At 71.4% G+C, this 23,835-nt stretch carries 17 protein-coding genes and 1 other RNA gene; 6 read left to right on the top strand and 12 right to left on the bottom strand.

Annotation, left to right across the window (positions count from 1 at the left end):
- Nucleotides 1-8 precede the first annotated feature (8 nt).
- The 7 genes from dacB to ftsE all read right to left on the bottom strand — a co-directional run bounded on the left by dacB (nucleotide 9) and on the right by ftsE (nucleotide 6,943).
- Nucleotides 9-1,628 carry a D-alanyl-D-alanine carboxypeptidase/D-alanyl-D-alanine-endopeptidase gene (dacB, locus tag OHA58_RS21850; protein ID WP_405480778.1) on the bottom strand — a complete coding sequence of 540 codons (1,620 nt, stop codon included), beginning with the start codon at nucleotides 1,626-1,628 and terminating at the stop codon, nucleotides 9-11.
- A 96-nt stretch (nucleotides 1,629-1,724) separates the two neighbouring features.
- Nucleotides 1,725-2,828, bottom strand: a complete 1,104-nt coding sequence (locus OHA58_RS21845; protein ID WP_405480777.1) for a hypothetical protein — start codon at nucleotides 2,826-2,828, stop codon at nucleotides 1,725-1,727.
- 179 nt (nucleotides 2,829-3,007) lie between these two features.
- Nucleotides 3,008-3,396: a transfer-messenger RNA gene (gene ssrA / locus OHA58_RS21840) on the bottom strand.
- A 98-nt stretch (nucleotides 3,397-3,494) separates the two neighbouring features.
- Nucleotides 3,495-4,028 carry an SsrA-binding protein SmpB gene (smpB, locus tag OHA58_RS21835; RefSeq protein ID WP_356328691.1) on the bottom strand — a complete coding sequence of 178 codons (534 nt, stop codon included), beginning with the start codon at nucleotides 4,026-4,028 and terminating at the stop codon, nucleotides 3,495-3,497.
- A gap of 30 nt (nucleotides 4,029-4,058) precedes the next feature.
- On the bottom strand, nucleotides 4,059-5,213 hold the full coding sequence (locus OHA58_RS21830) for a S41 family peptidase (protein WP_405480776.1): 1,155 nt from the start codon (nucleotides 5,211-5,213) through the stop codon (nucleotides 4,059-4,061).
- A 78-nt stretch (nucleotides 5,214-5,291) separates the two neighbouring features.
- Nucleotides 5,292-6,209: a permease-like cell division protein FtsX gene (gene ftsX / locus OHA58_RS21825; protein ID WP_405480775.1), complete on the bottom strand. Its 918-nt coding sequence runs from the start codon at nucleotides 6,207-6,209 to the stop codon at nucleotides 5,292-5,294.
- 44 nt (nucleotides 6,210-6,253) lie between these two features.
- Nucleotides 6,254-6,943: a cell division ATP-binding protein FtsE gene (ftsE, locus tag OHA58_RS21820; protein ID WP_116512695.1), complete on the bottom strand. Its 690-nt coding sequence runs from the start codon at nucleotides 6,941-6,943 to the stop codon at nucleotides 6,254-6,256.
- Nucleotides 6,944-7,234: 291 nt separating this feature from the next.
- Here ftsE and OHA58_RS21815 point away from each other — a divergent pair, with 291 nt between their 5' ends.
- Entirely contained in the window at nucleotides 7,235-7,426 is a 192-nt protein-coding gene (locus tag OHA58_RS21815; protein ID WP_100593906.1) for a hypothetical protein, read from the top strand.
- 74 nt (nucleotides 7,427-7,500) lie between these two features.
- Here OHA58_RS21815 and OHA58_RS21810 read toward each other — a convergent pair whose 3' ends face one another.
- From OHA58_RS21810 to OHA58_RS21795, 4 genes are all read right to left on the bottom strand, one after another.
- The gene (locus tag OHA58_RS21810) at nucleotides 7,501-8,154 is read right to left on the bottom strand and encodes an LPXTG cell wall anchor domain-containing protein (protein WP_405480774.1); all 654 of its coding nucleotides are present in this window, start codon (nucleotides 8,152-8,154) and stop codon (nucleotides 7,501-7,503) included.
- A 290-nt stretch (nucleotides 8,155-8,444) separates the two neighbouring features.
- The gene (gene prfB, locus OHA58_RS21805) at nucleotides 8,445-9,548 is read right to left on the bottom strand and encodes a peptide chain release factor 2 (protein ID WP_405480772.1); all 1,104 of its coding nucleotides are present in this window, start codon (nucleotides 9,546-9,548) and stop codon (nucleotides 8,445-8,447) included.
- 78 nt (nucleotides 9,549-9,626) lie between these two features.
- Complete coding sequence (locus OHA58_RS21800; protein WP_405480771.1) at nucleotides 9,627-10,862, bottom strand: serine/threonine-protein kinase; 1,236 nt, start codon at nucleotides 10,860-10,862, stop codon at nucleotides 9,627-9,629.
- 137 nt (nucleotides 10,863-10,999) lie between these two features.
- Entirely contained in the window at nucleotides 11,000-12,652 is a 1,653-nt protein-coding gene (locus OHA58_RS21795) for a protein kinase domain-containing protein (RefSeq protein WP_405480770.1), read from the bottom strand.
- 402 nt (nucleotides 12,653-13,054) lie between these two features.
- Between OHA58_RS21795 and OHA58_RS21790 the strand changes: the two genes are divergently transcribed.
- The 5 genes from OHA58_RS21790 (at nucleotide 13,055) to OHA58_RS21770 (ending at nucleotide 22,637) form a co-directional block, all read left to right on the top strand.
- Complete coding sequence (locus OHA58_RS21790; RefSeq protein WP_405480769.1) at nucleotides 13,055-16,405, top strand: FHA domain-containing protein; 3,351 nt, start codon at nucleotides 13,055-13,057, stop codon at nucleotides 16,403-16,405.
- Between the two features lie 211 nt (nucleotides 16,406-16,616).
- A complete protein-coding gene (locus tag OHA58_RS21785) occupies nucleotides 16,617-18,020 on the top strand; it encodes an ABC transporter substrate-binding protein (protein WP_405480768.1) in 1,404 nt (467 codons plus the stop codon).
- Nucleotides 18,021-18,029: 9 nt separating this feature from the next.
- Nucleotides 18,030-19,385 carry a carbohydrate ABC transporter permease gene (locus OHA58_RS21780; RefSeq protein WP_405480766.1) on the top strand — a complete coding sequence of 452 codons (1,356 nt, stop codon included), beginning with the start codon at nucleotides 18,030-18,032 and terminating at the stop codon, nucleotides 19,383-19,385.
- The gene (locus OHA58_RS21775) at nucleotides 19,382-20,263 is read left to right on the top strand and encodes a carbohydrate ABC transporter permease (protein ID WP_116512686.1); all 882 of its coding nucleotides are present in this window, start codon (nucleotides 19,382-19,384) and stop codon (nucleotides 20,261-20,263) included. Before OHA58_RS21780 ends, OHA58_RS21775 begins: the two co-directional genes overlap by 4 nt.
- Nucleotides 20,264-20,411: 148 nt before the next feature.
- Nucleotides 20,412-22,637, top strand: a complete 2,226-nt coding sequence (locus OHA58_RS21770) for a CDP-glycerol glycerophosphotransferase family protein (RefSeq protein ID WP_405480765.1) — start codon at nucleotides 20,412-20,414, stop codon at nucleotides 22,635-22,637.
- Between the two features lie 24 nt (nucleotides 22,638-22,661).
- Here OHA58_RS21770 and OHA58_RS21765 read toward each other — a convergent pair whose 3' ends face one another.
- Nucleotides 22,662-23,834 carry a glycosyltransferase gene (locus tag OHA58_RS21765; protein WP_405480764.1) on the bottom strand — a complete coding sequence of 391 codons (1,173 nt, stop codon included), beginning with the start codon at nucleotides 23,832-23,834 and terminating at the stop codon, nucleotides 22,662-22,664.
- Nucleotide 23,835 lies beyond the last annotated feature (1 nt).

Raw genomic sequence — 23,835 nt, 5'->3', positions numbered from 1 at the left:
CGCAGCCGTCAGCACACCGCCGGTTTGCGCCACGAGCACTCCAGGTCGCCCTTGCGTTCGGAGACCGGCACGGAGCGCAGCGAGCGCGGCTTCACCGCCACCGCCGCGTCCGCGTCGGACTTCGCGAGCGTCACCACGATCGCGTCCTCAAGGGGCTTCACCGAGCCGACCAGGTAGTTGTTCTGGACGACGCTGTAGACGAGTTCACGTCCCCCGGAGTCCTTCACGTAGCCGGAGAGCGCGGACGCGCCGGTCAGGGAGCCGGTCTTGCCGCGGGCGTTGAGCGCGGCCGGTGTCCCGCACATCCGCGAGCGCAGCGTCCCGCCGACGAACCGGTCCGGGTCGCAGGCCACCGGCAGCGACTTGTGCCAGTCGCCGAACCACGGCTCGGCGCGCACCGCGAGCAGCAGCTTCGCGATCTGGCCCGCCGGGATGTTGTCCATGCGGGAGAGCCCGGACCCGTCGACCTGGCGCAGCCGCCCGGTGTCGACGCCGATGCCCTTCAGATAGCCGCTGATCGCCGCGAGCCCGTCGTCCCAGTTCCCCGCGCGGCCGGTCGCCTTCGCGCCCATGGCCTTGGTGAGGATCTCGGCGTGCATGTTGTTGCTCAGCTTCATGAAGGGGATCAGCAGGTCCTTCAGGGGCATGGAGTCGTGCGTGGCGAGCCGCACGGCGCCCTTCGGGGTGGCACGCCCGAGCTTCGTGCCGCCCGACACCTTCACGCCGTGCGCGGCGAGCGCGTCGCGGAAGACGGAGGCCGCGTATCCGGTGGGCTCCCAGACGGTGACCCACTCCTTGGTGGTGCCTCCACCGACGGGGACGGTGCCGCTGACGGTGACGGTGTTCGTGCCGTGCTGCCGCTCGACGGTGAGGCTGTCGTCACCGCCGGCCGCGACGGTCGTGGCCCGCACGTCGATGTCCACGTAGTGGGTCCTGGGCGTGACGGTGATCTTCGGCTTGTCCCCGGCCTTCGCGCCCGGCGAGGCCTCGACGATCACCGTTCCGGTGTCGTAGTCCGTGTCGGGCGCGACGCTCAGGGCGGAGATCTGCGCCGAGTAGTACGAGGACTCGTCGTCGGCGGCCCACGAGCGGCCAAGGCGCCGGGTGTCGAACGCGGTGTCGTCGGCGACGAGGCGACCGCTGACCGACTTCACGCCCGACGCGGCAACCTTGGCGGCGAGCTCGTCGTAGTCCTTGGCGAGGGCGGTCGGGTCGCCGGTGCCACGCAGATACAGATCGCCGTCGAGGACGCTCCCCCGCCGCCGCCCGTCGCCGAGCACGTCGGTGGTGAACCGGTAGCCGGTACCGAGGAGTTCCGTCGCGGCGGTAGAGGTGAGGAGCTTGGTGTTGGACGCGGGCATCAGGCGTCCGGTGGGGTTGTGCTGGTAGATGATGTCGCCGCTCCGGGCGTCGGCGACGACGACGCTCGCCGCGCCGCCCTCCATGGACGGGTCGCTGAGGATGGTGTCGATGGCCTCGGGGAGGCCGGTGCTGTCGCCGTCGGCACCGGCCGGTGAGCCCCAGGTCAGGCCCGCCGCGAGCGCGACGAGCGCGGGCCAGACGAGGTAACGCCGTTGACGTGCAAGGGGATTGAGGAGTCGTCTCACAGGTCCGTCGGGTCTACTCATGCCTCAGGAGCATCCCGGATCGTGGCGCCCGGGGACAGTGCGCCTCGCCGGTGGCCCGGAGCGCCGTGGCGCGGCGCCCGAACCGCCGGGTCTCGCTCAGTTCTGCCGCAGGGCGGGCATCGGAACCGGAATGCTGTACGCGGTCGCCCCGCCGCCGACGCCGCCCTCGCAGGTGTTGGGCGGCGCGGTCCCGGTGCCGCGCGTGGAGGGCCGCTCGGCCGCCCAGAACATATAGCCGAGCATCCCGGAGCTCACCCCCGCCCCGTTCGGCGCGACGCTCTGGGTGAACGAACCGGTCGACTTCTGCAGCGAGTTCGCGAAGTCGGTGCACTCGGGCAGCGACTTGCTCTGGTCGGCGATGTACACGGACCCGGTGAACTTGGCCGGCGCGAGGGGCGGCACCACGGGCGAGTAGGTGGGCTTCCCGTCCACGTGCTCCTGCCAGTTGGCGATCGCCGAACTGGTGGAGGGCTGCCGGGCGGGCACCATGGCGTTGGCGTAGTCGAGCACGGGCGTGTCGGTACGCAGCCAGTCGGCGGTCGCCTTCCGGTTGATGTCGATCAGCCACCGGTCACCGGCGGCGGTGTCGATGGTGAGCCGGGCTGTGGGGTCGGCCCCCGAGGCGTCATAAGGGTGCACGGACCGGTAGGCGTCGATGAAGGACTGCAGCCCGGTGAGATCGGGACCGGAATTCTGCTCGTAGTCGATCTCGATACCGACCCCGAGATCGTTCGCGACGGCCGCCGCGTTGAGACCGAGCTGCGTCGGATTCTCGGCGAGCGCCGCATCCCATTCGTCGGTGTACGTGATTCCGCCGATGGACAGCATCACGCGTATTCCGCGCGAGGTGAAGTACTGGACGATCTCTTTGGTCATGCCTTTGGGCACGCCGTTCGCGGTGGTCGCGTCATTCGTGCGGTGCAGCAGTTTCTGCGGTTCCACAAAACTGAGGACGACGAGATTGACGGAGGGCCGCCCGTCGCCGCGGTCAACGAGCCAGTGATTCTGCGAGTCGAACTCACTGACACTGCGCACGGTGCCCCAGACGCAGGCGTCGTTGCTGCAGTGCCAGGCACCGTAGATCTGGGCGGGCGTGGCAGCGGCGGTGACCGCCGTGGCCGACGAGGCCTGCGGAACGACGAGCGCGAGGACAAGCCCCAGGACGGCGAGCAGGCTGTTGCGTACCGGTCTGTGGCGCATACGGACCTCCGGGGAGGGAACGGCCTACGGGACGTGAGGGGGTGGCGCGGGCAGCGTGACAGGTCCAGACCAACTCGGCAAGAGGGCGTCGACGACCACGTTCCTCGGGCCTACGGCCCCCCGGACACGACGAAGGCCCCGCAGTCCGGGGACTGCGGGGCCTCAGCCTCACATGGGAATTGTGGAGATGGCGGGAATCGAACCCGCGTCCAACGGTGCAGAATCAGGGCTTCTCCGTGTGCAGTTCGCTTCGATTTTCTCAGCCCCGGAGATCACGCGAACAAGTCTCCGACGGGCTCAGTCACTGTTTGATTTCCCATCGAACCCCGTGACCGGGCTCGATGGTTTAGTCCCCTAGATTATGCCAGGATCCGGGTCGGGAACATCCCCGGGCTGACACCCTTTTAGGGTCCTTCACTCACTGCTTATTAGGCAGCGAGGGCGAAGGACTGGGAATCGCTCTTAGAAGTGGCGATTATTGGTTGCGACATATGGTTAACGAGATCATTGTCGCTTCCTCGACACGCTTCCCCTGCTTCGACAGCCGCTGTCGAAACCGATCATCCCCATGTTGATTTTTCAAAATGTGTCCCGTCACCAGCGGGACATCACCCATCGTACGTGACCAACGGTCGACGGGGCCAGCCTATTCCTGACTGACCGGCGTCAGCGCTCCCGCGCCCGCTGCCGGCGCTTCGCCGAGGCGATGGCGCGGTCCGAGTCCCGGCGGTCCTGCTGCTCGCGCAGCGTCTGCCGCTTGTCGTACTCCTTCTTGCCCTTGGCCAGCGCGATCTCCGCCTTCGCCCGGCCGTCCTTGAAGTAGATCGCCAGCGGCACGATCGTGTGGCCGGTCTCCTGGGACTTCGACTCCAGCTTGTCGATCTCCTCGCGGTGCAGGAGCAGCTTGCGCTTGCGGCGCACGGAGTGGTTGGTCCAGGTGCCCTGGCTGTACTCGGGGATGTGGGCGTTGTGCAGCCACGCCTCGTTCCCGTCGATCTGGACGAAGCCGTCGACCAGCGAGGCGCGGCCCTGCCGCAGCGACTTCACCTCGGTGCCGGTCAGGACGATGCCCGCCTCGTACGTGTCGACGATGGCGTAGTCGTGCCGGGCCTTCTTGTTCTGCGCGACGATCTTGCGCTTGCCGTCCTTGTCCTTGCCGGACGCGCCCTGCTTGGGCTGTGATTCCTTCGGTACGAACATTCCCTTAGACATAGTGCTGTCATTTTCGCACTACGAGGGGTCCCCGAGGCCACTCAATACTGTCTCGGCCCGCTGCCGGGCGCCTTCCTCGGCCTCGAGGTCGGGGGTGATGCCCCGGCCGTCGACGCCGCGGCCGGTGGGGGTGCGGTAGTGGCCGACGGTCAGCTCGGCCACGGAGCCGTCGGGAAGCCGGCTCGGCATCTGGACCGAGCCCTTGCCGAAGGTCTTCGAGCCCACGACGACCGCGCGGCCGCGGTCCTGGAGGGCCCCGGTGAGCAGCTCGGCCGCACTCATCGTGCCGCTGTCGACGAGCGCGACCACCGGTCTGGAGGTGTCGCCGCCGCGCTCGGCGTGCAGGGCGCGCTGCCGTCCGCGTACGTCGTACGTCGCCACGAGCCCGCCGTCGAAGAACGCCGACGCCGCGGTGACCGCCTCCGTGACCAGGCCGCCCGAGTTGCCCCGCAGGTCGAGGAGGACGCCGTCGCCGCGGGGGGCGTCGCGCACGGCGGACCGTACGCGATCACCCGAGCCCTTGGTGAAGGCGGCGACCTTGATCAGGACGGTGCCGCCGGGGAGGCGGGAGACGGTGACGGACTCGGTGGCGAGGTTCGCCCGGCGCAGGGTCTCGGTCCACGCGCGCGTGCCGCGCGACAGGCCGAGCCGGACCGCCGTCCCCGCGTGCTCGCCGCGCAGCAGGGAGACGACCTCGGTGACGGGGCGGCCGGTGACGGGCCGGCCGTCGACGGTGCGGAGCCGGTCGCCGGGGCGCACGCCCGCGTGCGCCGCGGGGGAACCGGAACCGACCTTGGAGACCTCGATCCGGCCGTCGGCGGTACGCCGGGCCCAGAGGCCGACGCCCGTGTACTGGCCGTCGAGTTCCTGCTCGAACTCCTTGTACTCGCCCTGCGAGTAGACCGCGCCCCAGCGGTCGCCGCTGCGGCTGACGGCCTCCTCGGCGGCCTGCGTGGGGGACTTGCCGTCGGCCATCGCCTCGGCGGCCGCGTCCCGCACGTCCTCGTGTCCGCCGCCGGTGGCCGAACCGGCCAGGCGCTCCCCGGACTTGCTGTCCTCGGCGCTCCACGAACCCGTCGCGACGCCGGTGGCGAGGACGCTCGCGAAGACCAATGTCAGGGCCGCCCCGCGGCCGAAGCGGCGGGGCCGGGAGAACAGCTCGGGGCCCGACATGACGGTGAGTCTAGGACAACGCGAAGCGCCGTACGGCTCGTTGAACCGCACGGCGCCCTGGATCGCTGGGGAGGCTTGTCACACCTTCAGGTACTTGCGCAACGCGAAGAACGCGGCAATCGCGGGCATCAGCAGGCCGATCGCGAGGACGAGCGGAAGCTTGGCGAGGACCGCGTCCCAGCCGATGAAGTTGATCAGGTTCAGCTTCTCGGAGAGCGCCAGACCGTGGTCGATCATGAAGTAGCGGCCCACGAGGAGCATGCCGCAGGCGACCACACCGCCGATGACTCCGGCGACGGCGGCCTCCATGATGAACGGCATCTGGATGTAGAAGCTGGACGCGCCGACCAGGCGCATGATGCCGGTCTCTCTGCGGCGGCTGAACGCCGAGACGCGCACCGTGTTGACGATCAGCATCAGCGCGACGATGAGCATCAGCGCCATCACGGCGAGCGCCGCCCAGTTCATGCCGTTGAGGAGACCGAAGAGGTTGTCCAGGATGCCCTTCTGGTCCTGCACGGACTGCACCCCGTCACGCCCGTCGAAGGCGGTCGCGACGACCTGGTACTTCTCCGGGTTCTTGAGCTTGATCCGGTATGACTCCTGGAGCTGGTCGGACGTGAGGGAGCTGGCCAGCGGGGAGTCGCCGAACTGCTGCTTGTAGTGCTCGAACGCCTGCTTCGCCGACTCGTGCGTGACCTTCTCGACGACCGGCATCTTGCCCAGGTCCGATTCGATCTGGGCCTTCTGCTCGTCGGTGACCTCTCCCTTGGCGCACTTCGGGTCGGACTCGGCGTCGCCCTTGTTGCACAGGAAGATCGAGACGTTGACCTTGTCGTACCAGTAGCCCTTCATCGTGCTCACCTGGTCACGCATGAGCAGCGAGCCGCCGAACAGGGCGAGCGAGAGGGCGACCGAGACGATGACCGCGAAGGTCATCGTGAGATTTCGGCGGAGACCGACGCCGATCTCCGACAGGACGAATTGGGCGCGCATGGCGTCTGCTCAGGCCTTTCTCAGTGCTCTGGTGCTCACGGGGCTCAGTGCTGGTAGCCGTAGACGCCGCGCGACTGGTCGCGGACGAGACGGCCCTTCTCCAGCTCGATGACGCGCTTACGCATCTGGTCCACGATCTGCTGATCGTGGGTGGCCATCACGACGGTCGTCCCGGTGCGGTTGATCCGGTCGAGCAGCTTCATGATGCCGACCGAGGTCTGCGGGTCGAGGTTGCCGGTCGGCTCGTCGGCGATCAGGAGCTTGGGGCGGTTCACGAACGCGCGGGCGATGGCCACACGCTGCTGCTCACCGCCGGAGAGCTCTCCGGGCATCCGGTCCTCCTTGCCGCCCAGGCCGACGAGGTCGAGCACCTGGGGCACGGACTTGCGGATCTCGCCACGGGACTTGCCGATGACTTCCTGCGCGAAGGCGACGTTCTCGCCGACGGTCTTGTTGGGCAGGAGCCGGAAGTCCTGGAAGACCGTGCCGAGCTGGCGGCGCATCTGCGGCACCTTCCAGTTGGACAGTCGTGCCAGGTCCTTGCCCAGGACGTGCACCTGTCCGTGGCTGGTGCGCTCCTCGCGCAGGACCAGCCGCAGGAAGGTGGACTTTCCGGAGCCGGAAGATCCCACAAGGAAGACGAATTCGCCGCGCTCGACCTCGAGGGACACATCCCTGAGGGCGGGCCGGGTCTGCTTGGGGTAGGCCTTGGAGACGTTGTCGAATCGGATCACGGGTGCGCCTCGGTGCATCGTGGGCGTCGGGGGTAGGTGAGCGTGACCATACGCGAACCCGGCTGCGCGGCGCAGTCGGCGTCCTTGGTTGAGCGGTTTGTCCCGATGATTGCCCGGTCAGAGGCGGGTCCTGACGGGAACGGAACGGGTCCAAAGGGGCAGCATCCGGGGAGGCGCGCCGAAATCCCCGGAAGCTGGCACAGTGGTAGGGGGAACGGTTGCGTTCCCCGGAGCGTTGTGCGGAGAGAATTACGCTGTGGCGGCTCCGCCGCGCGGGAGGAGGAAGAGCGCATGACCTATGACCGGCTGGTGTGCGCGAACTGCGCGGCGCCCGTGAGCGAGGGCCGCTGCCCCGTATGCCGGGCGAACCGTGAGCGACTTCAGCAGGAGAGCCCGTTCGCGGGTCTTCACCCGATGGCCCTGATAGCTCTGGTGGCTGTGCTCATCGCGGCGGTGGCGCTCCTCGCCCACCAGACCGTCTAAGACACGAAGAAGGGCCCGGAGCGACGCTCCGGGCCCTTCTTGCGTTACGTGCGGACGTACGCGCCTACGGCTGCCTAGGCAACCGTGCGGCCGCCGCCGACGAGGCGGGGCAGCAGGCGGAAGCCGATGCCGCCGGCGATCATCGTCGCGGCGCCGATCAGCAGGAACGTGGTCTCGGCGGCGCCGGTCTCGGCCAGCTCACCGCCGGACTTGCCGTTCTGGGCGGGCTGGGCGGCCGGCACGGAGCCGGTGTCCTGCAGGCTGTCCTTGCCCTGGCCCTGCTCGACCGGGTTGTTGCCGCCGTCGGGGTCGGTGTTGCCGTTCCCGCCGCCGTGGTTGCCGCTGCCACCGCCGTGGTGACCGCCGCCGTTGCCACCACCGTTACCGCCGCCGTTGCCCGGCGTGGTCGGGTCCTCGGTCGGCTCGGTGGGCTCGTCGGTCGGGTCCGTCGGGGGCTCCACGGTGGGAGGCTCCTCCGTCGGCGGCTCGTCCGTCGGCGGCAACGAGGTCGGCGGCTCCTCGGTCGGAGGGGTCGGGTCCTCTTCGCCGCCGATCGCGACACCGGCGCCGACGCCGTCGTCGCCCGCGTGCACGTTCGCACCGACGCCGGGAAGGTCAACATTGATGTCGAGGGCCGAAGCGGCGCCCGCGGCGGTCAGCGACGCACCGGCTGCGATCACCGCACCGGCTGCTATCCGCGCGACACGGATCCGCGTCTTCTTGGTCATCTGCCTGCTACCCCCAGTAGCTAATCGTTGATGGAGCAGCGCGCGGGACGGGGGCCGCCCGGGGGTAGTCGGCGACTGCTGGCCCGTCCCCCGGTGCACACACGTCCCACTGATACGCATGCCGCGCGTCAGCCTTCCCAGTTTTCATGTCAGCGTCAAGGTCGTTGCGTACGCGATGCCCGAAATCTGGGGAGTTGGCCGTCGTAAGGTCATGTGACTGTGACGTAAAAGGCAACTGCCGCCCGGTGGGCGGCAGTTGCCTTGTCGACAAAGCTGGAAAAGGCGGGAGGCTACTTCTCCTGCTGCTTGCGCCAGCGAATTCCCGCTTCGAGGAATCCGTCGATCTCGCCGTCGAGCACCGCCTGCGGATTACCGACCTCGAATTCCGTACGGAGGTCCTTGACCATCTGGTACGGGTGCAGGACGTACGAACGCATCTGGTTGCCCCACGAGCTGCCGCCGTCCTTGAGGGCGTCCATCTTGGCCCGCTCCTCCTGGCGCTGGCGCTCGAGGAGCTTCGCCTGCAGGACGTTCATCGCGGTCGCCTTGTTCTGGATCTGCGAGCGCTCGTTCTGACAGGAGACGACGATGCCGGTCGGCAGGTGGGTCAGACGGACCGCGGAGTCCGTCGTGTTCACGCCCTGGCCGCCGGGGCCCGAGGAGCGGTACACGTCGACGCGCAGCTCGGACTCGTCGATGTCGATGTGGTCGGTCGTCTCGACGACCGGGAGGATCTCGACGCCCGCGAAGGACGTCTGGCGGCGGCCCTGGTTGTCGAAGGGCGAGATACGCACCAGGCGGTGCGTGCCCTGCTCGACCGAGAGCGTCCCGTACGCGTACGGGATCTGCACGGCGAAGGTGGTCGACTTGATGCCGGCCTCTTCCGCGTACGACGTCTCGTAGACCTCGGTCTTGTAGCCGTGGCGCTCGGCCCAGCGCAGGTACATGCGCTGGAGCTGCTCGGCGAAGTCCGCGGCGTCGACGCCGCCCGCCTCGGCGCGGATGTTGACCAGCGCCTCGCGGGAGTCGTACTCACCGGACAGGAGGGTGCGGACCTCCATCTCGTCCAGCGCCTTCTTGACGGAGGTCAGCTCGGACTCGGCCTCGGCACGGGTGTCCGGGTCGTCCTCCTCCTCGGCCATCTCGAAGAGCACGCTCAGGTCGTCGATCCTGCCGCGCAGGGTCTCCGCCTTGCGCACCTCGGCCTGGAGGTGGCTCAGCTTGCTGGTGATCTTCTGTGCCGCGTCGGGGTCGTCCCACAGGGACGGCGCGGCCGCCTGCTCCTCGAGCACGGCGATATCTGCCCTCAGCTTGTCGAGGTCCAGGACGGCCTCGATCGACTCCATGGTCGAGGAGAGGGACTTGAGCTCTTCGGAAACGTCGACGACTGCCACGACACCAGCGTAACGGCTGGGGCAAGTGCTCCGGTCCTGGTGGCCGCGGGGCCGGGTCCGGGGGCCTGCCGGGCCGCCTCAGGGAGAGGCGGGAGCCGACTGCCCGGGGTTCTTGCCCGGCGTCGCGTCCGCGTCGTCGCCGCCCACGGCCGCCCACGTGCCGATGCCGGCCGCCACCACCAGGACGGCTCCGGCCACGCCGAGCGTGATCCTCCGGCGCCGGGCGGAGGCGCGGTGGCGGGCCGAGCCGGGGCGGGGCGCTCCGGCCGCGCGAGGGGCGCGGGCGGTGCCGCGGGCGCCGCCCGCCAGCTCGTCGGGGGCCGGGACACGCATCGACGTGTGCGTGTCCCTGTTCGAGTCGGCCGGGGTCGCGCCGGGGACCAGCGGGACGGCGCCGCGGCGGGCGGCGGGCGCCTCGGGGGCGGCCGGGGCGGCCTCCGGCTCCGGGTCGGGCTCGGTGTCCGGCTCGTCCACGTCCAGGGGCGCCATCCCGGCGAGCTGGGGCAGCTGCTCGCGCAGACGGGACGCCAGCTCGGAGGCGCGCAGACGGGACGCAGGCGCCTTCGCCAGGCACTGGACGAGGAGCTGCCACAGCTCGTCGGGGATGCCCGGGAGCGGGACGACCGTCTCCGTGACATGCCGGCGCAGGATCGCGCCGGGGTGGCCGCCGCCGAAGGGCGTGAACCCGGCGAGCAGCTCGTACAGGACCGTCGCCAGGGCGTAGATGTCGACGGCGGCGCGCGGCGGGAGGCCCTCGATGAGTTCGGGGGCGAGGTAGTCCGGGGTGCCGATGATCTTCGTGGCGCGGGTGCGGCGCGGGGAGTCGATGAGCTTGGCGACGCCGAAGTCGGTCAGGAGCGCCGGGTGGGAGCCGCCGGGGCCGAGGGGGCCCTGCATGTCCAGGAGGACGTTCTCCGGCTTCACGTCGCGGTGCACGATCCCGGCGGCGTGCGCGGCGGCGAGCCCGTCCGCGATGTCCGCGACGATGGCGACCGCGGCCTCGGGGGCCAGGCGCCGCTCACGGTCGAGCCGGGTGCGCAGGTCGGTGCCCCGTACGAGGTCCATGACCAGGGCCAGGTCGTTCCCGTCGACCACCAGGTCACGGACGCCGACCACGCGCGGGTGGTCGAGGCTGAGCAGGGCCGTGCGCTCCTGGACGAAGCGGCCCACGAGCTCCTGGTCGGAGGCCAGGTCCTCACGCAACAGCTTGATGGCGACGGGCCCCTCGGGTCCCTCGCCCAGCCACACCGTGCCGGCGCTGCCGCGTCCCAGGATCTGGTTCGCGGTGTACCGGCTGCCGATCTTCCGTGCCAAGACTGCTCCTACAGACGCGTGTTGGCGCCCAAGCTACGCGGCTCGGACGCCAACCATCACATCCGCGGGGGAAATCACCCTCCGGAAGTCGATAAATCTCCAACATCACGCCCAACGCCGGGCGTGCGGGGCTCGGTTCAGTTGCCGGAGCCCCCGCTGCCCGAGCCTCCGCTGCCCAGGTCACCGATCCAGCCGGTGACCGTGTCGAACCAGTCCGACAGCTGGGCCCAGTAACCCTTGCCCGTGCCGATCCAGTCCTGGAGCGGGGTGAACTCCCAGACGAGCCAGCTCACCACGAACAACATGACGATCATGAAGAGGCAGCCCTTGAGGCAGCCGAGCCCCGGGATCTTCATCCGGTTCGCGCTGCGCTGCCTCGGCTGCCGCGGCTCACGCTGCGGCGCCTGCGGCTGCGGCTGGCGGGGCTGCTGCGGCGGCGCGTACTGCTGCTGCTGGGGCTGCGGCGCGTACCGCTGGGGCGGCTGCTGCTGCGGCTGCTGCCGGCGGGGCTGCTGGGGCGCGTACTGCTGCTGGGGCTGCTGCTGCGGGTGCCCCTGCTGGCGCTGCGGCCGGCGGCGCAGCGGGTCGTCGTTCGGGTCCAGGTACTGGACCTGCGTCTGCTCGTTGCGGTCGCGGGCCGCCCGCATCTGGTTCTGCCAGGGGTGCGGGTCGTCCGGGTTCGCGCCCGGTTGGTGCGGCGGGACCGGCGGCATGACGGCCGTCGGGTCGGCCGCGCCCCCGTTCGGCAGGACCGAGGTGGGGTCGGCGTCACCCATGCCGGTGGACTGCATGACGCTCGTCGCCGCGTTCGGGTCGTACGAGCCCGCGTTACTGGGCAGGACCTGCGTCGGGTCTGCCGCGCCGGGCACCTGGGCGGGCGCCGGGTCCGGCATGAGGAGGGCGCCGACGCCCTCGGCGGCCGCGATCTGCGCGGAGTTCGCGTGCACGCCGATGCCCTCGGCGACGGCACGCAGGCCGCGGGCGAGGTTCTCGGCGCTGGGGCGCTCCTCGGGGTTCTTGCGCAGGCAGCGCTCTATGACCGTCCACAGCGGGTCGGGCACCGTGGACGGGCGGCGCGGTTCGGCGCTCAGGTGCTGGTGCAGGACCTCGAGCGCGGAGCCCCCGGAGAACGGCGGCCGGCCCGTGACCAGCTCGTACAGCAGGATTCCGGCGCCGTAGATGTCCACCGCGCTGGTCTGCGGGCGGCCCTCGGCGGACTCCGGCGCGACGTACGCGGGCGTGCCGACGAACTCGTGGGTGCGGGTCAGGCCCGGGGAGTCGGCGAGGCGGGCGATGCCGAAGTCGGTGAGCATCGGGTGCATCTCACCGCCGTCCTGCTTCAGCAGGACGTTCGCCGGCTTCAGGTCGCGGTGCACGACGCCGTCCGCGTGGCTCGCCGCGAGCGCGTCCGCGACCTGGGCGGTCAGCAGGGACGCGGCCACCGGGGAGAAGGGGCCGTTCTCGCGGAGGTAGCGGTGCAGGTCGGGACCGTCGACCAGGTCCATGACGAGGGCGAGGAGCTCGCCCTCGACGACCAGGTCGCGGGTGCGCACGATGTTCGGGTGCGTCAGGCGGAGCAGCACGGAGCGCTCGCGCAGGAAGCGCATCACGACATCCGCGTCGTTGGCGAGCTCCTCCTTGAGGACCTTGATCGCCACGGTCTCACCGGGCTGCCCGGCGACGGCCGCCTCGGCCCCCGCGGTCTCCCGCTGGCGGGCCCGCCAGACGGTGCCCGTGGCGCCGCGTCCGAGCGGCTCCTCGAGCAGGTATTTACTGCCTACCGGCCGCACGTCATGCGCTCCCTGCTTGCTGCGTACTGGCGTACTGCTTGGTCTTGCTCGTTCTTGGGTGCTCCGACCCACTGTAGTGCCGTCGAACAACCCACTGTCTGTTGATCTTCCACGACTCCCCGCCCGCCGGAGCCGCGTTCGACGGAAAGACGCTCGGGGTGGGCTGTTGGTTGCCGCCGGCAAGGGCGTGAGCGGTCCCAAGCGGCATCATGCAGGCACTTTTGCGGGCAGAGCCGACCAATCAAGATCACTTACGGGTGGCCGACGGGCGTGTTGTCGGTGGCAAGTGCGAGGATGCCTCTCGTACTGGCCTACGTGCCCGTTGTGCGGTGGGGGATCTGCGGTGGGTGACCGCGGTGCAGCCCCTTCCCGGGCGCCCGCGCAGAAGGGACCGCTGACGCGATGCAGATCCGGCTGACCGTCGTAGACCCCCTGGGGACGCGCCCCGACCCGCAAGGCCGCGCGGCGTCGTGCGACGTGCTGGTCACCGCCCCGGCGGGCACCGCGCTCGCCGCGGTGGCCTCCGCCCTGGTGGCGGCCGTCGCAGGCGGTGAGGGCACGGCGATTCTCTACGCGGGACCCGAGCGGCTCGACGGGCAGCGGTGCACGCTGGGCGAGCCGCCACTGACCGACGGGGCCGTGCTGTCCCTGGGCGTTCCCGCCGAGCCGGGTCCCGAGATCGAGGGCGCCGCGGCGCAGCTCCATGTGGTGGCGGGGCCCGACGCGGGCGGTGTGCATCTGCTGCACGGCGGCGAGATCCGCGTGGGCCGCTCCGCGGACGCCGACGTCGCCCTCGACGACCCCGATGTGTCCCGGATGCACTGCGCTGTGACACTCGGCACCGACGGCCGTGTGACGGTCACGGATCTGGGCTCGACGAACGGGACGACGGTCGACGGCAACCCCGTCGGGGACCGTCCCGCCCGGCTCGCCCCCGGCGCCCTCCTGCGCCTCGGCGAGTCCACTCTGCGGCTGGCCCCCGAGGGTGCCGCGGGTTCCTCGACTTTCACCGGTTTCTCAGGTTCCCCGGGGCCCGTACTGCGGACGGCGCCCGACGGCGAGGGCCACGTGCGCGTGACGGCCCCGGACGCGGGCGCCTCCGAAGACCCCTCCGCCGATCCCGCTCTCGCGGGCGAGACCCGGCACGCGTACGGGCCCGCCGCGCTCGCCGCCGGTTCCGGCCCCGTGGTGCCCGAGCAGGGCGGGCCGCCCGCCGTCGAGAGCACGCCGACCATCACCCCCGCGCGCGGGACACCCATGCCGCGCGAGCAGCGCAGGCGCGGCGGGCTCGGCGCCTGGGCTCGGCGCCTGGCCGGCGGACGCACGGGCGAGGACGTGTCCCCGTACGACAGCGGGGCCTACGACGGCGAGCCGCCGCACCTCCCCGAGACCTTCGCGCCCGCCTCCCCCTCCTCCAGGGGATCCTCCGAGGCGTGGCCCGACGCCGCCGCGCTGCTGCTCACCGCGCTCGGCCCGGGGCCCCGGCTCTGGGAGCGCGGCCCCGAGCACCCCGAGGCGCTCGCGGTGCGGCTGGGCACGGACGACCGGACGTCCCCGGACCGCACGGGGCTGCTGCCCGGCGTGCCGGTGACGGCGGGGCTGCGGGAGGCGGGCGCGCTCGGTCTCGCCGGGCCGCGGGCGCGGCTGTCGGGCGTGGCCCGTTCCGTCGTCGCGCAGCTCGCGGCGCTGCACTCGCCGGACGTGCTGGAGATCGTCCTGGTCAGTACGGACCGGTCGCGCGGCGTGCAGGACCGCGCGGCCGAGTGGTCCTGGCTCGGCTGGCTCCCCCATCTGCGTCCCGCGCACGGCCAGGACTGCCGGCTCCTCCTGGCGTACGACCGCGAGCAGGCGGTGGCCCGCACGGGCGAGCTCCTGCGCCGCCTCGACGACCACATCGCCGATGAGTCGCGCCGCCCCGACGCCGGGACGGCGGCCGCCCGCGCGGGGCAGCAGCAGGCCGGCTTCGGGCCCATGGTGCCGAGGTCCCGTTCGGGTGAAGCTGCCGACGCCGGGGAGCGCGGTGGCCGTATGACCGCGCCCGGGCCGTACGGGCACGAGGGCGCGGGAGGCCGGTCCGACGCCGTGGCGGACGGCCGCGGGGATTTCAGGCCCACCACGGACCGGGACGGGCGCGCGTCGGAGTACGCCGCCGGGCACCCCGCCGCGGAGGAGACCTGGCCGCCCGGGACGACGCAGGGACCCGGCGCCGGGCACCGCTGGACCGGCCCGCTGACCGTTCTCGTCGTCGACGGGGACCCGGGGTCGGCCGGGCTGCGCGAGGCCACCGTGCGGCTCGCGACGGAAGGGGGCCGGGCCGGGATCCACGTCATCTGTCTCGCCGAGGCCCCCGCGTCCTCGCCCGCGTCGCCGGTCACCCAGACCTACGAGATGGCGTGCGCCGTGTCGCCCGCGTTCAAGTCGTGCGGCGCCGTCGCGCTGCTCAGCGGGGACGTGGCGACAGCGCTGCGGCTGTTGCGGACGTCCCACGGCCAGGTCGTCGGGCACGGCACGGTCGCCGCGATCGACGCGGTGTCGGCGGCCTGGGCCGAGCGCTTCGCGCGGGCCCTCGCCCCCTTGCGCACCGACAGCGGCCCGAGCGAGCCGCACCCCCGGGTCTCGGCCCCCCTGCCCCAAATCGCCCGCCTCCTGGACGAGTTGGGGCTCGCGCGGGCCACGCCCGCATCCCTGATGGCCCGCTGGGCCGCCGCCGGGGACGACACGGAGGCGCTCGGCGGGCGCGCCTGGGCCGTGCTCGGTGCCGGGCCGCGCGGCCCGGTCGTCGTGGACCTGGCCGCGGAGGGCCCCCATCTCCTGATCGAGGGCCCTGCGGGCAGCGGCCGTACGGAGCTGCTGCGCTCGATCGGCGCCTCGCTCGCGGCGGCCGAGCGGCCGGACCGGCTCGGGCTCGTCCTCGTCGACGGCCGGGACGGCACGGGCGGCGCCGACCGGGGCGACGGACTGCGCGTCTGCACGGACCTGCCGCACGTCACGACCCATCTGGCGGCCAACGACCCGGTGCGTATGCGGGAGTTCGCCCAGTCGCTCGCCGCCGAGCTGAAGCGCCGCGCCGAGCTGCTCGGGCGGCAGCACTTCGCCGAGTGGCACACCCAGCGCGAGGTGTCGGGCCGGATGGTCTCCCAGCGCCCCGCGCCGCCCCGCACATCCGACCAGGGCGCCGGGGACCTGGAGGCGCCGCCCAGCTCGACCATGCGCCTGCGGCCCGCCGCCGCCCGCAAGGAGGCCGATCCGGCGCCGCCCCTGCCCCGGCTGGTCGTCCTGGTGGACGACCTGGACGCGCTGCTCTCGCCGCCGCTCGGCTCGCCGGGGCGGCCCGCCGCGGGATCCGTCGTACGGGCTCTGGAGGCCGTCGTCCGGGACGGCGAGCGGCTCGGGGTGCATCTGGTCGCGGCCCGCGCGTCCGGTTCCGAGCCGGCGTGGGGTGTGGCGCTTCGGGTCGCGCTCGACGCCCCGTCGGCCGGTCCCGACGATCCGGCGCCCGGCCGCGGCCGGCTCTCCGGCGCCGACGGACGCGAGCTGGCGTTCCAGGCGGGCCGGGTCACGGGGCGCATCCCCCGTACGGCCACACAGCGGCCCACGGTGGTGCCGCTCGACTGGACGCGGATGGGCGACCCGCCGACCCGGCGCCCCGTGAGGGAGTTGGGGAACGGGCCGACCGATCTCGCTCTGCTGGCCAGCGCGTTGGAGCGGGCCGCTCGTTCCGTCGCGGCACGGGAGGTGCCGTCCCTTCTGTGACGGCACGCCCGGCGGGACGGCCCGAGAATTCCCAACTCCCCATGTTCAAGGCCGACATCACGACCCCGTCACGATCTTGGAGCTGACACTGCAGGCGCCCTTGCCGGGTGTCCCCGGCCGGGCGTAGAACCAGACGCCACGGGACAGCGCACATACGTACGTTCAGCGTTCGGTGCGTAAGTTCAGCGTTCGGGACGAGAACGGGGCAGCGATGCGCAGCATTCGTACACGCACGACAACAAGGGCGTCCAGGACGTCCGGGGCCGCGAAAGCCGCAGCGGCAGCTCTGACCGCGGGCGCCCTCGCGCTGACGCTGACCGCCTGCGGCGGCGGGGACGGCAAGGACAAGGGCGGCAAGGACAAGAGCGGCGGCGAGAGCAGCAGCGCCTCCGTCAAGCTGCCCAAGCTCGACGGGCAGACCCTGGAGGTCGCGGCCGTCTGGACCGGGCCGGAGCAGGACAACTTCACCAAGGTCCTCAAGGAGTTCGAGAAGCGCACCGGCGCCAAGGTCAACTTCGTGCCGACGGGCAACAACACCGCCACGTTCCTCAGTACGAAGATCGAGGGCGGCAAGCCGCCGGACGTGGCGTTCCTGCCGCAGGTCGGCGTGCTGCACCAGTTCGCCGACAAGGGCTGGATCAAGCCGCTGGGCAGCGAGGCGCAGGCCCAGGTCGACAAGAACTTCTCGGCCGGGTGGAAGAACCTCGGGGCGTACAAGGGCAAGCAGTACGGCGTCTATGTGAAGGCCGCCAACAAGTCGCTGGTCTGGTACAACACGGCCGCGTTCGAGGCGGCCGGGATCTCCAAGACCCCGAAGACGTGGGACGACTTCCTGTCCACCGCGCAGACCCTGTCCGACGCGGGCTCCCCCGCGGTCTCCATCGGCGGCGCGGACGGCTGGACGCTCACCGACTGGTTCGAGAACATCTACCTCTCCCAGGCGGGCCCGGAGAAGTACGACCAGCTCGCCACCCACAAGATCAAGTGGACGGACCCCTCCGTGAAGGAGGCGCTGACCACGCTCGCCCAGCTGTGGGGCAAGGACGACCTGATCGCGGGCGGCCGCAAGGGCGCGCTCGGCACGGAGTTCCCGAAGTCCGTCACGCAGACGTTCTCCGGTGACACCCCCGCCGCGATGGTCTACGAGGGCGACTTCGTGACCGCCAACATCAACGCGGACACCAAGGCCAAGGTCGGCACGGACGCCAAGGTCTTCCCGTTCCCCGCGGTCGGCGACAAGGCCCCCGTGGTCAGCGGCGGCGACGTGGCCGTGGCGCTCAAGGGCGGCAAGGGCGCCCAGGCCCTCGTCACGTTCCTCTCCTCGACCGACGCGGCCGAGATCTGGGCGGCGCAGGGCGGCTACATCTCCCCCAACAAGGAGATGGACACCTCCAAGTACAAGGACGCGGTGACCCGGGACATCGCGAAGGCGCTGCTCGCGGCGGGCGACGACTTCCGCTTCGACATGTCCGACCAGGCGCCCGCGGCGTTCGGCGGCACGCAGGGCGTCGGTGAGTGGAAGGGCCTCCAGGACTTCCTGAAGAACCCGAAGGACGTCGCCGGGACCCAGCGCCAACTCGAGGCCGACGCCGCCAAGGCGTACAAGAACGGCTGACGGCGCGGTATGTCGTCCTCCGTGGCGAAGGGAGGCGCCGGCGCACTGCCGCCGGCGCCGTCCGCGACACCGCGCAAGAGCGTAATCGGGACCCGGCCGTGGGTGGCGGCGCTGTTTCTGCTGCCCGCGCTCGTCCTTCTCGGCGCGCTCGTGGTCTACCCGATCGGGTACTCGGTCTGGCGCAGCCTCTACGACTCCGGCGGCTCCCACTTCGTCGGCGTCGACAACTACGTCGACATCTTCCGCGACGACCAGACGCTGATCGCGGTCAGGAACACGGCGATCTGGGTGGCCGTGGCGCCGGCCCTGTGCACGGCGCTCGGCCTGATCTTCGCCGTGCTGACCGAACGGGTGCGCTGGGGCACGGCGTTCAAGCTGATCGTCTTCATGCCGATGGCGATCTCGATGCTGGCGGCGGGCATCATCTTCCGCCTGGTCTACGAGCAGGACCCGAACCAGGGCGCGGCCAACGCGATCGTCACGTCCGTGCACGACGCGTTCACCGACGCCTCCGTCTACCCGAAGGCGCGCCCCGCCATCGGCAGTGACCTCAAGGCGTCCGGCGGCGGGTCGTTCACGACGAAGCAGACCGCGCAGGCCGGCACCCCGGCGTTCCTGCCGCTGGTCGGCATCGCGCCCGACAAGGTGCCCGGCAGCCCGCAGAACGCCAAGCCTGCAACGGCCGGGGGCGACAAGGTCACGGGCACGGTCTGGCTGGACTTCAAGCTCGGCGGAGGCGGCACGAAGGGCGCCGTCGACGCGGGCGAGAAGGCCCTGAAGGGCGTCAAGGTGGAGGCGGTACGAGGCGGCAAGGTCGTCGCGTCCACCACCAGCGGCGCCGACGGCACCTTCACTCTGCCCAAGGCGGCGGACGGCGCCCAACTCCGCCTGCCGGGCTCGAACTTCGCGACCGCCTACAACGGCGTCGAGTGGCTCGGCCCGGCCCTGGTGACACCGTCGATCATCGGCGCGTACGCCTGGATGTGGGCGGGCTTCGCGATGGTCCTGATCGCCGCCGGGCTCGCGGGCATCGACCGTAACCTCCTGGAGGCCGCGCGCGTCGACGGGGCGAACGAGTGGCAGGTGTTCCGCAAGGTCACCGTGCCGCTGCTCGCGCCGGTCCTCACCGTCGTCCTGGTCACGCTGATGATCAACGTGATGAAGATCTTCGACCTGATCTACATCATCGCCCCGCAGCCGTCCCAGGACGACGCCAACGTCCTGGCCCTCCAGCTGTTCCTGTCCGCGTTCGGCGGCCAGGGGAACTTCGGCGCGGGCAGCGCCATCGGCGTGCTGCTCCTGCTGCTCGTCCTCCCGGTGATGTGGGTCAACATCCGCCGGTTGCGGAAGGAGCGTCAGCGGTGACCGCACTCGACACGTCCGTGCGCGCCAAGCGTTCGCTCGCCGCCCGGATCGCGAGCGGCGCGGCGGGCGGTGCGCTGCGCGCCTTCCTGCTCGTGGTCGGCCTGTTCTGGCTGGTGCCGACCTTCGGCCTCCTTGTCTCCTCGTTCCGCGATCCGACGGACATCGCCGCGTCGGGCTGGTGGAAGGTCTTCACCGCCCCGGCCCAGCTGACGACCAAGAGCTATCAGTCGCTCCTGGAGAAGGACGAGATCACCCACGCCCTGTTCAACACGATCTGGATCACGGTCCCGGCGACGCTCCTCGTCGTGATCATCGGGTCGATGGCCGGATACGCCTTCGCCTGCATGGACTTCAAGGGCCGCGACGGCTGGTTCATGGCGGTCGTCGGGCTGCTGGTGGTGCCGGTGCAGGTGGCGCTGATCCCGCTCTCCGAACTCTTCGGGAAGATCGGCATCTTCGGCAGCATCATCGGCGTCATCCTGTTCCACGTCGGCTTCGGGCTGCCGTTCGCGATCTTCCTGCTGCGCAACTTCTTCGCGGAGATCCCCCGTGAACTCCTGGAGGCGGCGCGGCTCGACGGTGCGGGAGAGGCGCGGCTCTTCGCGACGGTGGTCCTGCCGCTCGGCGGACCGGCCATCGCGTCGCTCGGCATCTTCCAGTTCCTGTGGGTGTGGAACGACATGCTGGTCGCGCTGATCTTCTCCGACTCCGGCTCGCAGCCGCTGACGGTCGCACTCCAGCAGCAGGTGCGGCAGTTCAGCGGGAACATCGAGATCCTGGCGCCCGGCGCCTTCATCTCCATGGTGATCCCGCTGGCCGTGTTCTTCGCCTTCCAGCGGCAGTTCGTGTCCGGTGTGATGGCAGGGGCGGTGAAATAGCCGCATCCGCAGGCGAATTGAGGGGCGGACCGGTCACGGTTCGCCCCTCTTCGGCTACCGAGGTCCCCCGTATGCCACAACTGGCGTAACCGGATCACTCCATCGGCCGTTGCCGGGCAGTCTGCCCGTGCCGACCCATGGATGCGTCTTGCCCCGGTTCAGTGTCATCGTCCCCGTCTACAAGGTGCAGGCCTACCTGCACGCGTGCCTCGAATCCGTCCTGGAACAGTCGTGTTCCGATCTTGAGGTGATCGCGGTCGACGACTGCTCGCCGGACGCGAGCGGGGCGATCGCCGACGAGTTCGCGGCGCGGGACGAGCGGGTGCGGACGGTGCGTCTGCGGGAGAACGTGGGGCTGGGCCGGGCCCGCAACGCCGGTCTCGAACACGCCACCGGCGACTACGTCCTCTTCCTCGACAGCGACGACACCCTCACGCCGGGCGCGCTCCAGGCGATCACGGACCGTATCGAGGCGACCGGCCACCCCGACGTCCTGGTCTACGACTACGCCCGCACGTACTGGACGGGCGAGGCCGTGCGCAACCAGTACGCGGACCGTCTCACTCAGGACGGACCGGCACCGTTCGCCCTCGTCGACCGGCCCGAGATCCTCCAACTCCTCATGGTGGCCTGGAACAAGGCGTACCGGCGTGCCTTCATCGAGGAGCAGGGCTTCGTCTTCCCGCCCGGCTACTACGAGGACACTCCCTGGACCTATCCGGTCCTGATGTCGGCGCGGACGATCGCCACCCTCGACCGGGTCTGCGTCCACTACCGCCAGCGCCGCCGGGGCAACATCCTGGGCACCACGTCCCGCGCCCACTTCGACGTCTTCGACCAGTACGAACGGGTCTTCGCGTTCCTCGACGCACACCCCGAACTCGCGGACGCGTGGCGCCCGTTGCTGTTCCGGCGGATGGTCGAGCACTTCGCCACGGTGTTCACGAATCCGGACCGGCTGCCGCGCGGCTCCCGCCCCGACTTCCTGCGCAGGGCCCGCGCGCACTACCGGCGTTACCGCGTCCCCGGCGCACCCGTCGCAGCCCGCGACCGGCTCCGGCACGGCCTGGTGCGGCTCGGCTCGCACCGCACGTACCGGTCGCTGGCCGCGGCGATGCGCTGCGTGCGGCGGGTCCGGGGGCTCGCGGGCCGGCTGCGGCGCGCGGCCCGGGCGGCCGCCCTCCAGGCGCACTACCGCGTCCAGCTGCGGCTCCCGGTGCGTGCGGACCGTGCCGTGTTCTCCAGCTACTGGGGGCGCGGCCACGGCTGCAACCCGGGCGCCCTGGAAACCGCGTTCCGCACGTACGCGCCGCACGTCGCCACCGCGTGGATCGCCGAGCCCGAGCACCACCACACCCTGCCGTCCGGCACCCGCGCCCTGAGCCCCGGGACCGCCGCCTACTGGACGGCGCTGGCCCGTTCCAAGTACCTGGTCAACAACGTCGACTTCGACCACAGGCTGGTCAAGCGCCCCGGCCAGGTCGTGATCCAGACCCAGCACGGCACACCCCTGAAGAAGATGGGCCTCGACCTCCAGGACCATCCGGCGGCGGCCCGCGGCCAGGACTTCGGCCGGCTCCTGCGCTCCGTCGACACCTGGGACTACGTCCTGTCCGCCAACCGGCACTCCACCCTCGTGTGGGAGCGCGTCTACCCGTCCGCGTACACGACGCTGGAGTACGGGTATCCGCGCAACGACGCCTTCCACCGGGCGAGTTCGCGGGACGTGGCCCGTGTCCGCGAGAGCCTCGGCATCCCGGAGGGCGCGACGGCGATCCTGTACGCGCCGACCCACCGCGACTACCGCCGCACCCAGTCCTGCGCCCTCGACCTGCAGCGGGTGCTGCGCCGGCTCGGCACGGACTTCGTCGTCCTGACCCGCGCCCACCCGCTTCACCCGGCGCCTCTCGCGCAGAGCGCCGGCCGCCTCATCGACGTCTCCGGCCACGCGAGCGTCGAGTCGCTGTGCCTGGCGGCGGACGCCCTCGTCACCGACTACTCGTCCCTGATGTTCGACTACGCCAACCTCGACCGGCCCATCGTGATCCACGCCGACGACTGGGAGGCGTACGAGGCGTCGCGGGGCACGTACTTCGACCTGCGCTTGTCCCCGCCCGGCGCCGTCGCCCGCAGCGAGGACGAGCTGATCGACATCTTCGCGACGGGGCACTGGCGCGGCTCTCGCTCGGCGCAGCTGCGGGCCGCGTTCCGCCGGCGGTTCTGCCCGTACGACGACGGGCGGGCGGCCGAGCGGGTCGTGCGGCACGTCGTGCTCGGCGAGTACGAGAAGGCGGCGGCGCGGTCCGTGCGCGAGGTGCCGCTCGCCGGGCCGCGCCCGGAGCCCGCGGGTGAGCGGGTCGGCCCGCGCGCCTGAGCACGGAAGGCGCGGGCCCGGGCCTCACCGCTCCAGCAGGGCGAACAGCTCCTCCCAGCGTTCCAGGACGCGCTCCTCGGAGAACCGCTGCACATTGCCCCTGGCCCGCTCCCCCATGGCGTCCCGCAGCCGCGGGTTGCCGGTGAGGCGCAGGAGGCGGTCGGCGAGCGCCGCGGTGTCGCCGGGGGGTGCGAGGAGCCCGTCCTCGCCGTCGCGCACGATCTCCCGCACCCCGGGCGCGCAGTCGAACGCAGCGCACGGCACGGCGCTCGCCATGGCCTCCATCAGCGCGAGGGGGAAGCCCTCGCCGCGCGACGACTGGACGAACACGGCGCTCCCGGCGAGCGCGCCCGCCACGTCGTCCGTGCGGCCCATCCACCGCACGGACCGGTCGAGGCCCAGCTCGGTGCACTGGCGCCGCAGGTCCGGTTCGTCGGATCCGGCGCCGTAGATCCGCAGGGTCCAGTCGGGCCGGTGCGGGGCGACCTCGGCCCAGGTGTCGACGAGCATGTCGATGCCCTTCTGGTCGGCGAGGCGGCCGATGCTGCACACGACCTTCGCGGTGCGCGGCGAGGGGATCTCCGGGAGGTGGGCGAGGGCGTTCGGCATGGCGCCGACGTTGTGCATGCCGTCGGCGATCCAGTCGTCGGCGTCCTCCTGGGTGAGGGCGAGCCAGCGGTCGGCGGACGGGTAGTTCCGCCTGACCCAGCGGTAGCGGTGGCAGGCCCGCGTGTAGGCGTACGACTCGTGGCTCATGCCGATGATCCGCAGGCCCGCGGTGTCCGCCTCGCGCAGCCACTCCATGGGCCACACCTGGGTGACGACGGCGACGGCGCCGGGGCGGGCGGCGCGGAAGAGCTCCGAGAGGCGGGCGACGGCGCGCCCGCGGTCCGCGAGGCGCCGGGCTTCGCGGCGGTGCGCGGCGGGGCTGAGGCGGCTGAGGCCGCGCACGGGGCGCGGGGTCGGGGGGTGGGCGGGGTAGAGGCTGGTCACCTCGTAGCCGAGGTCGGCGGGGAGGGCGAGTTTGAGCTCTGCCTCGTGGACGCCGATGACGTGCACGCGGTGGCCCGCGCCCTGGAAGAGGCGGGCCATCTGGTGGGTCCAGGCGGTGACTCCGCCCAGTTCGTCGACGGTGTTGGCGACGAGGAAGAGGTCGCGGCCCGTGCGCGGGGCGGTCGTGGAGGTCGATGCGGTCATG

The organism is Streptomyces sp. NBC_00009, assembly GCF_045040855.1.
Classification (GTDB): Bacteria; Actinomycetota; Actinomycetes; order Streptomycetales; family Streptomycetaceae; genus Streptomyces; species Streptomyces aureus.
Note: the sequence above shows the minus strand (reverse complement) of the source record. Positions and strands in the feature narration are given on the sequence as shown.

Bases quoted from the DNA above. Each gene is read 5' to 3' on its own strand.
- dacB (WP_405480778.1), bottom strand. From the start codon at position 1,628: ATGAGTAGACCCGACGGACCTGTGAGACGACTCCTCAATCCCCTTGCA.
- OHA58_RS21845 (WP_405480777.1), bottom strand. From the start codon at position 2,828: ATGCGCCACAGACCGGTACGCAACAGCCTGCTCGCCGTCCTGGGGCTT.
- smpB (WP_356328691.1), bottom strand. From the start codon at position 4,028: ATGTTCGTACCGAAGGAATCACAGCCCAAGCAGGGCGCGTCCGGCAAG.
- OHA58_RS21830 (WP_405480776.1), bottom strand. From the start codon at position 5,213: ATGTCGGGCCCCGAGCTGTTCTCCCGGCCCCGCCGCTTCGGCCGCGGG.
- ftsX (WP_405480775.1), bottom strand. From the start codon at position 6,209: ATGCGCGCCCAATTCGTCCTGTCGGAGATCGGCGTCGGTCTCCGCCGA.
- OHA58_RS21815 (WP_100593906.1), top strand. From the start codon at position 7,235: ATGACCTATGACCGGCTGGTGTGCGCGAACTGCGCGGCGCCCGTGAGC.
- OHA58_RS21810 (WP_405480774.1), bottom strand. From the start codon at position 8,154: ATGACCAAGAAGACGCGGATCCGTGTCGCGCGGATAGCAGCCGGTGCG.
- OHA58_RS21790 (WP_405480769.1), top strand. From the start codon at position 13,055: ATGCAGATCCGGCTGACCGTCGTAGACCCCCTGGGGACGCGCCCCGAC.
- OHA58_RS21785 (WP_405480768.1), top strand. From the start codon at position 16,617: ATGCGCAGCATTCGTACACGCACGACAACAAGGGCGTCCAGGACGTCC.
- OHA58_RS21780 (WP_405480766.1), top strand. From the start codon at position 18,030: ATGTCGTCCTCCGTGGCGAAGGGAGGCGCCGGCGCACTGCCGCCGGCG.
- OHA58_RS21765 (WP_405480764.1), bottom strand. From the start codon at position 23,834: ATGACCGCATCGACCTCCACGACCGCCCCGCGCACGGGCCGCGACCTC.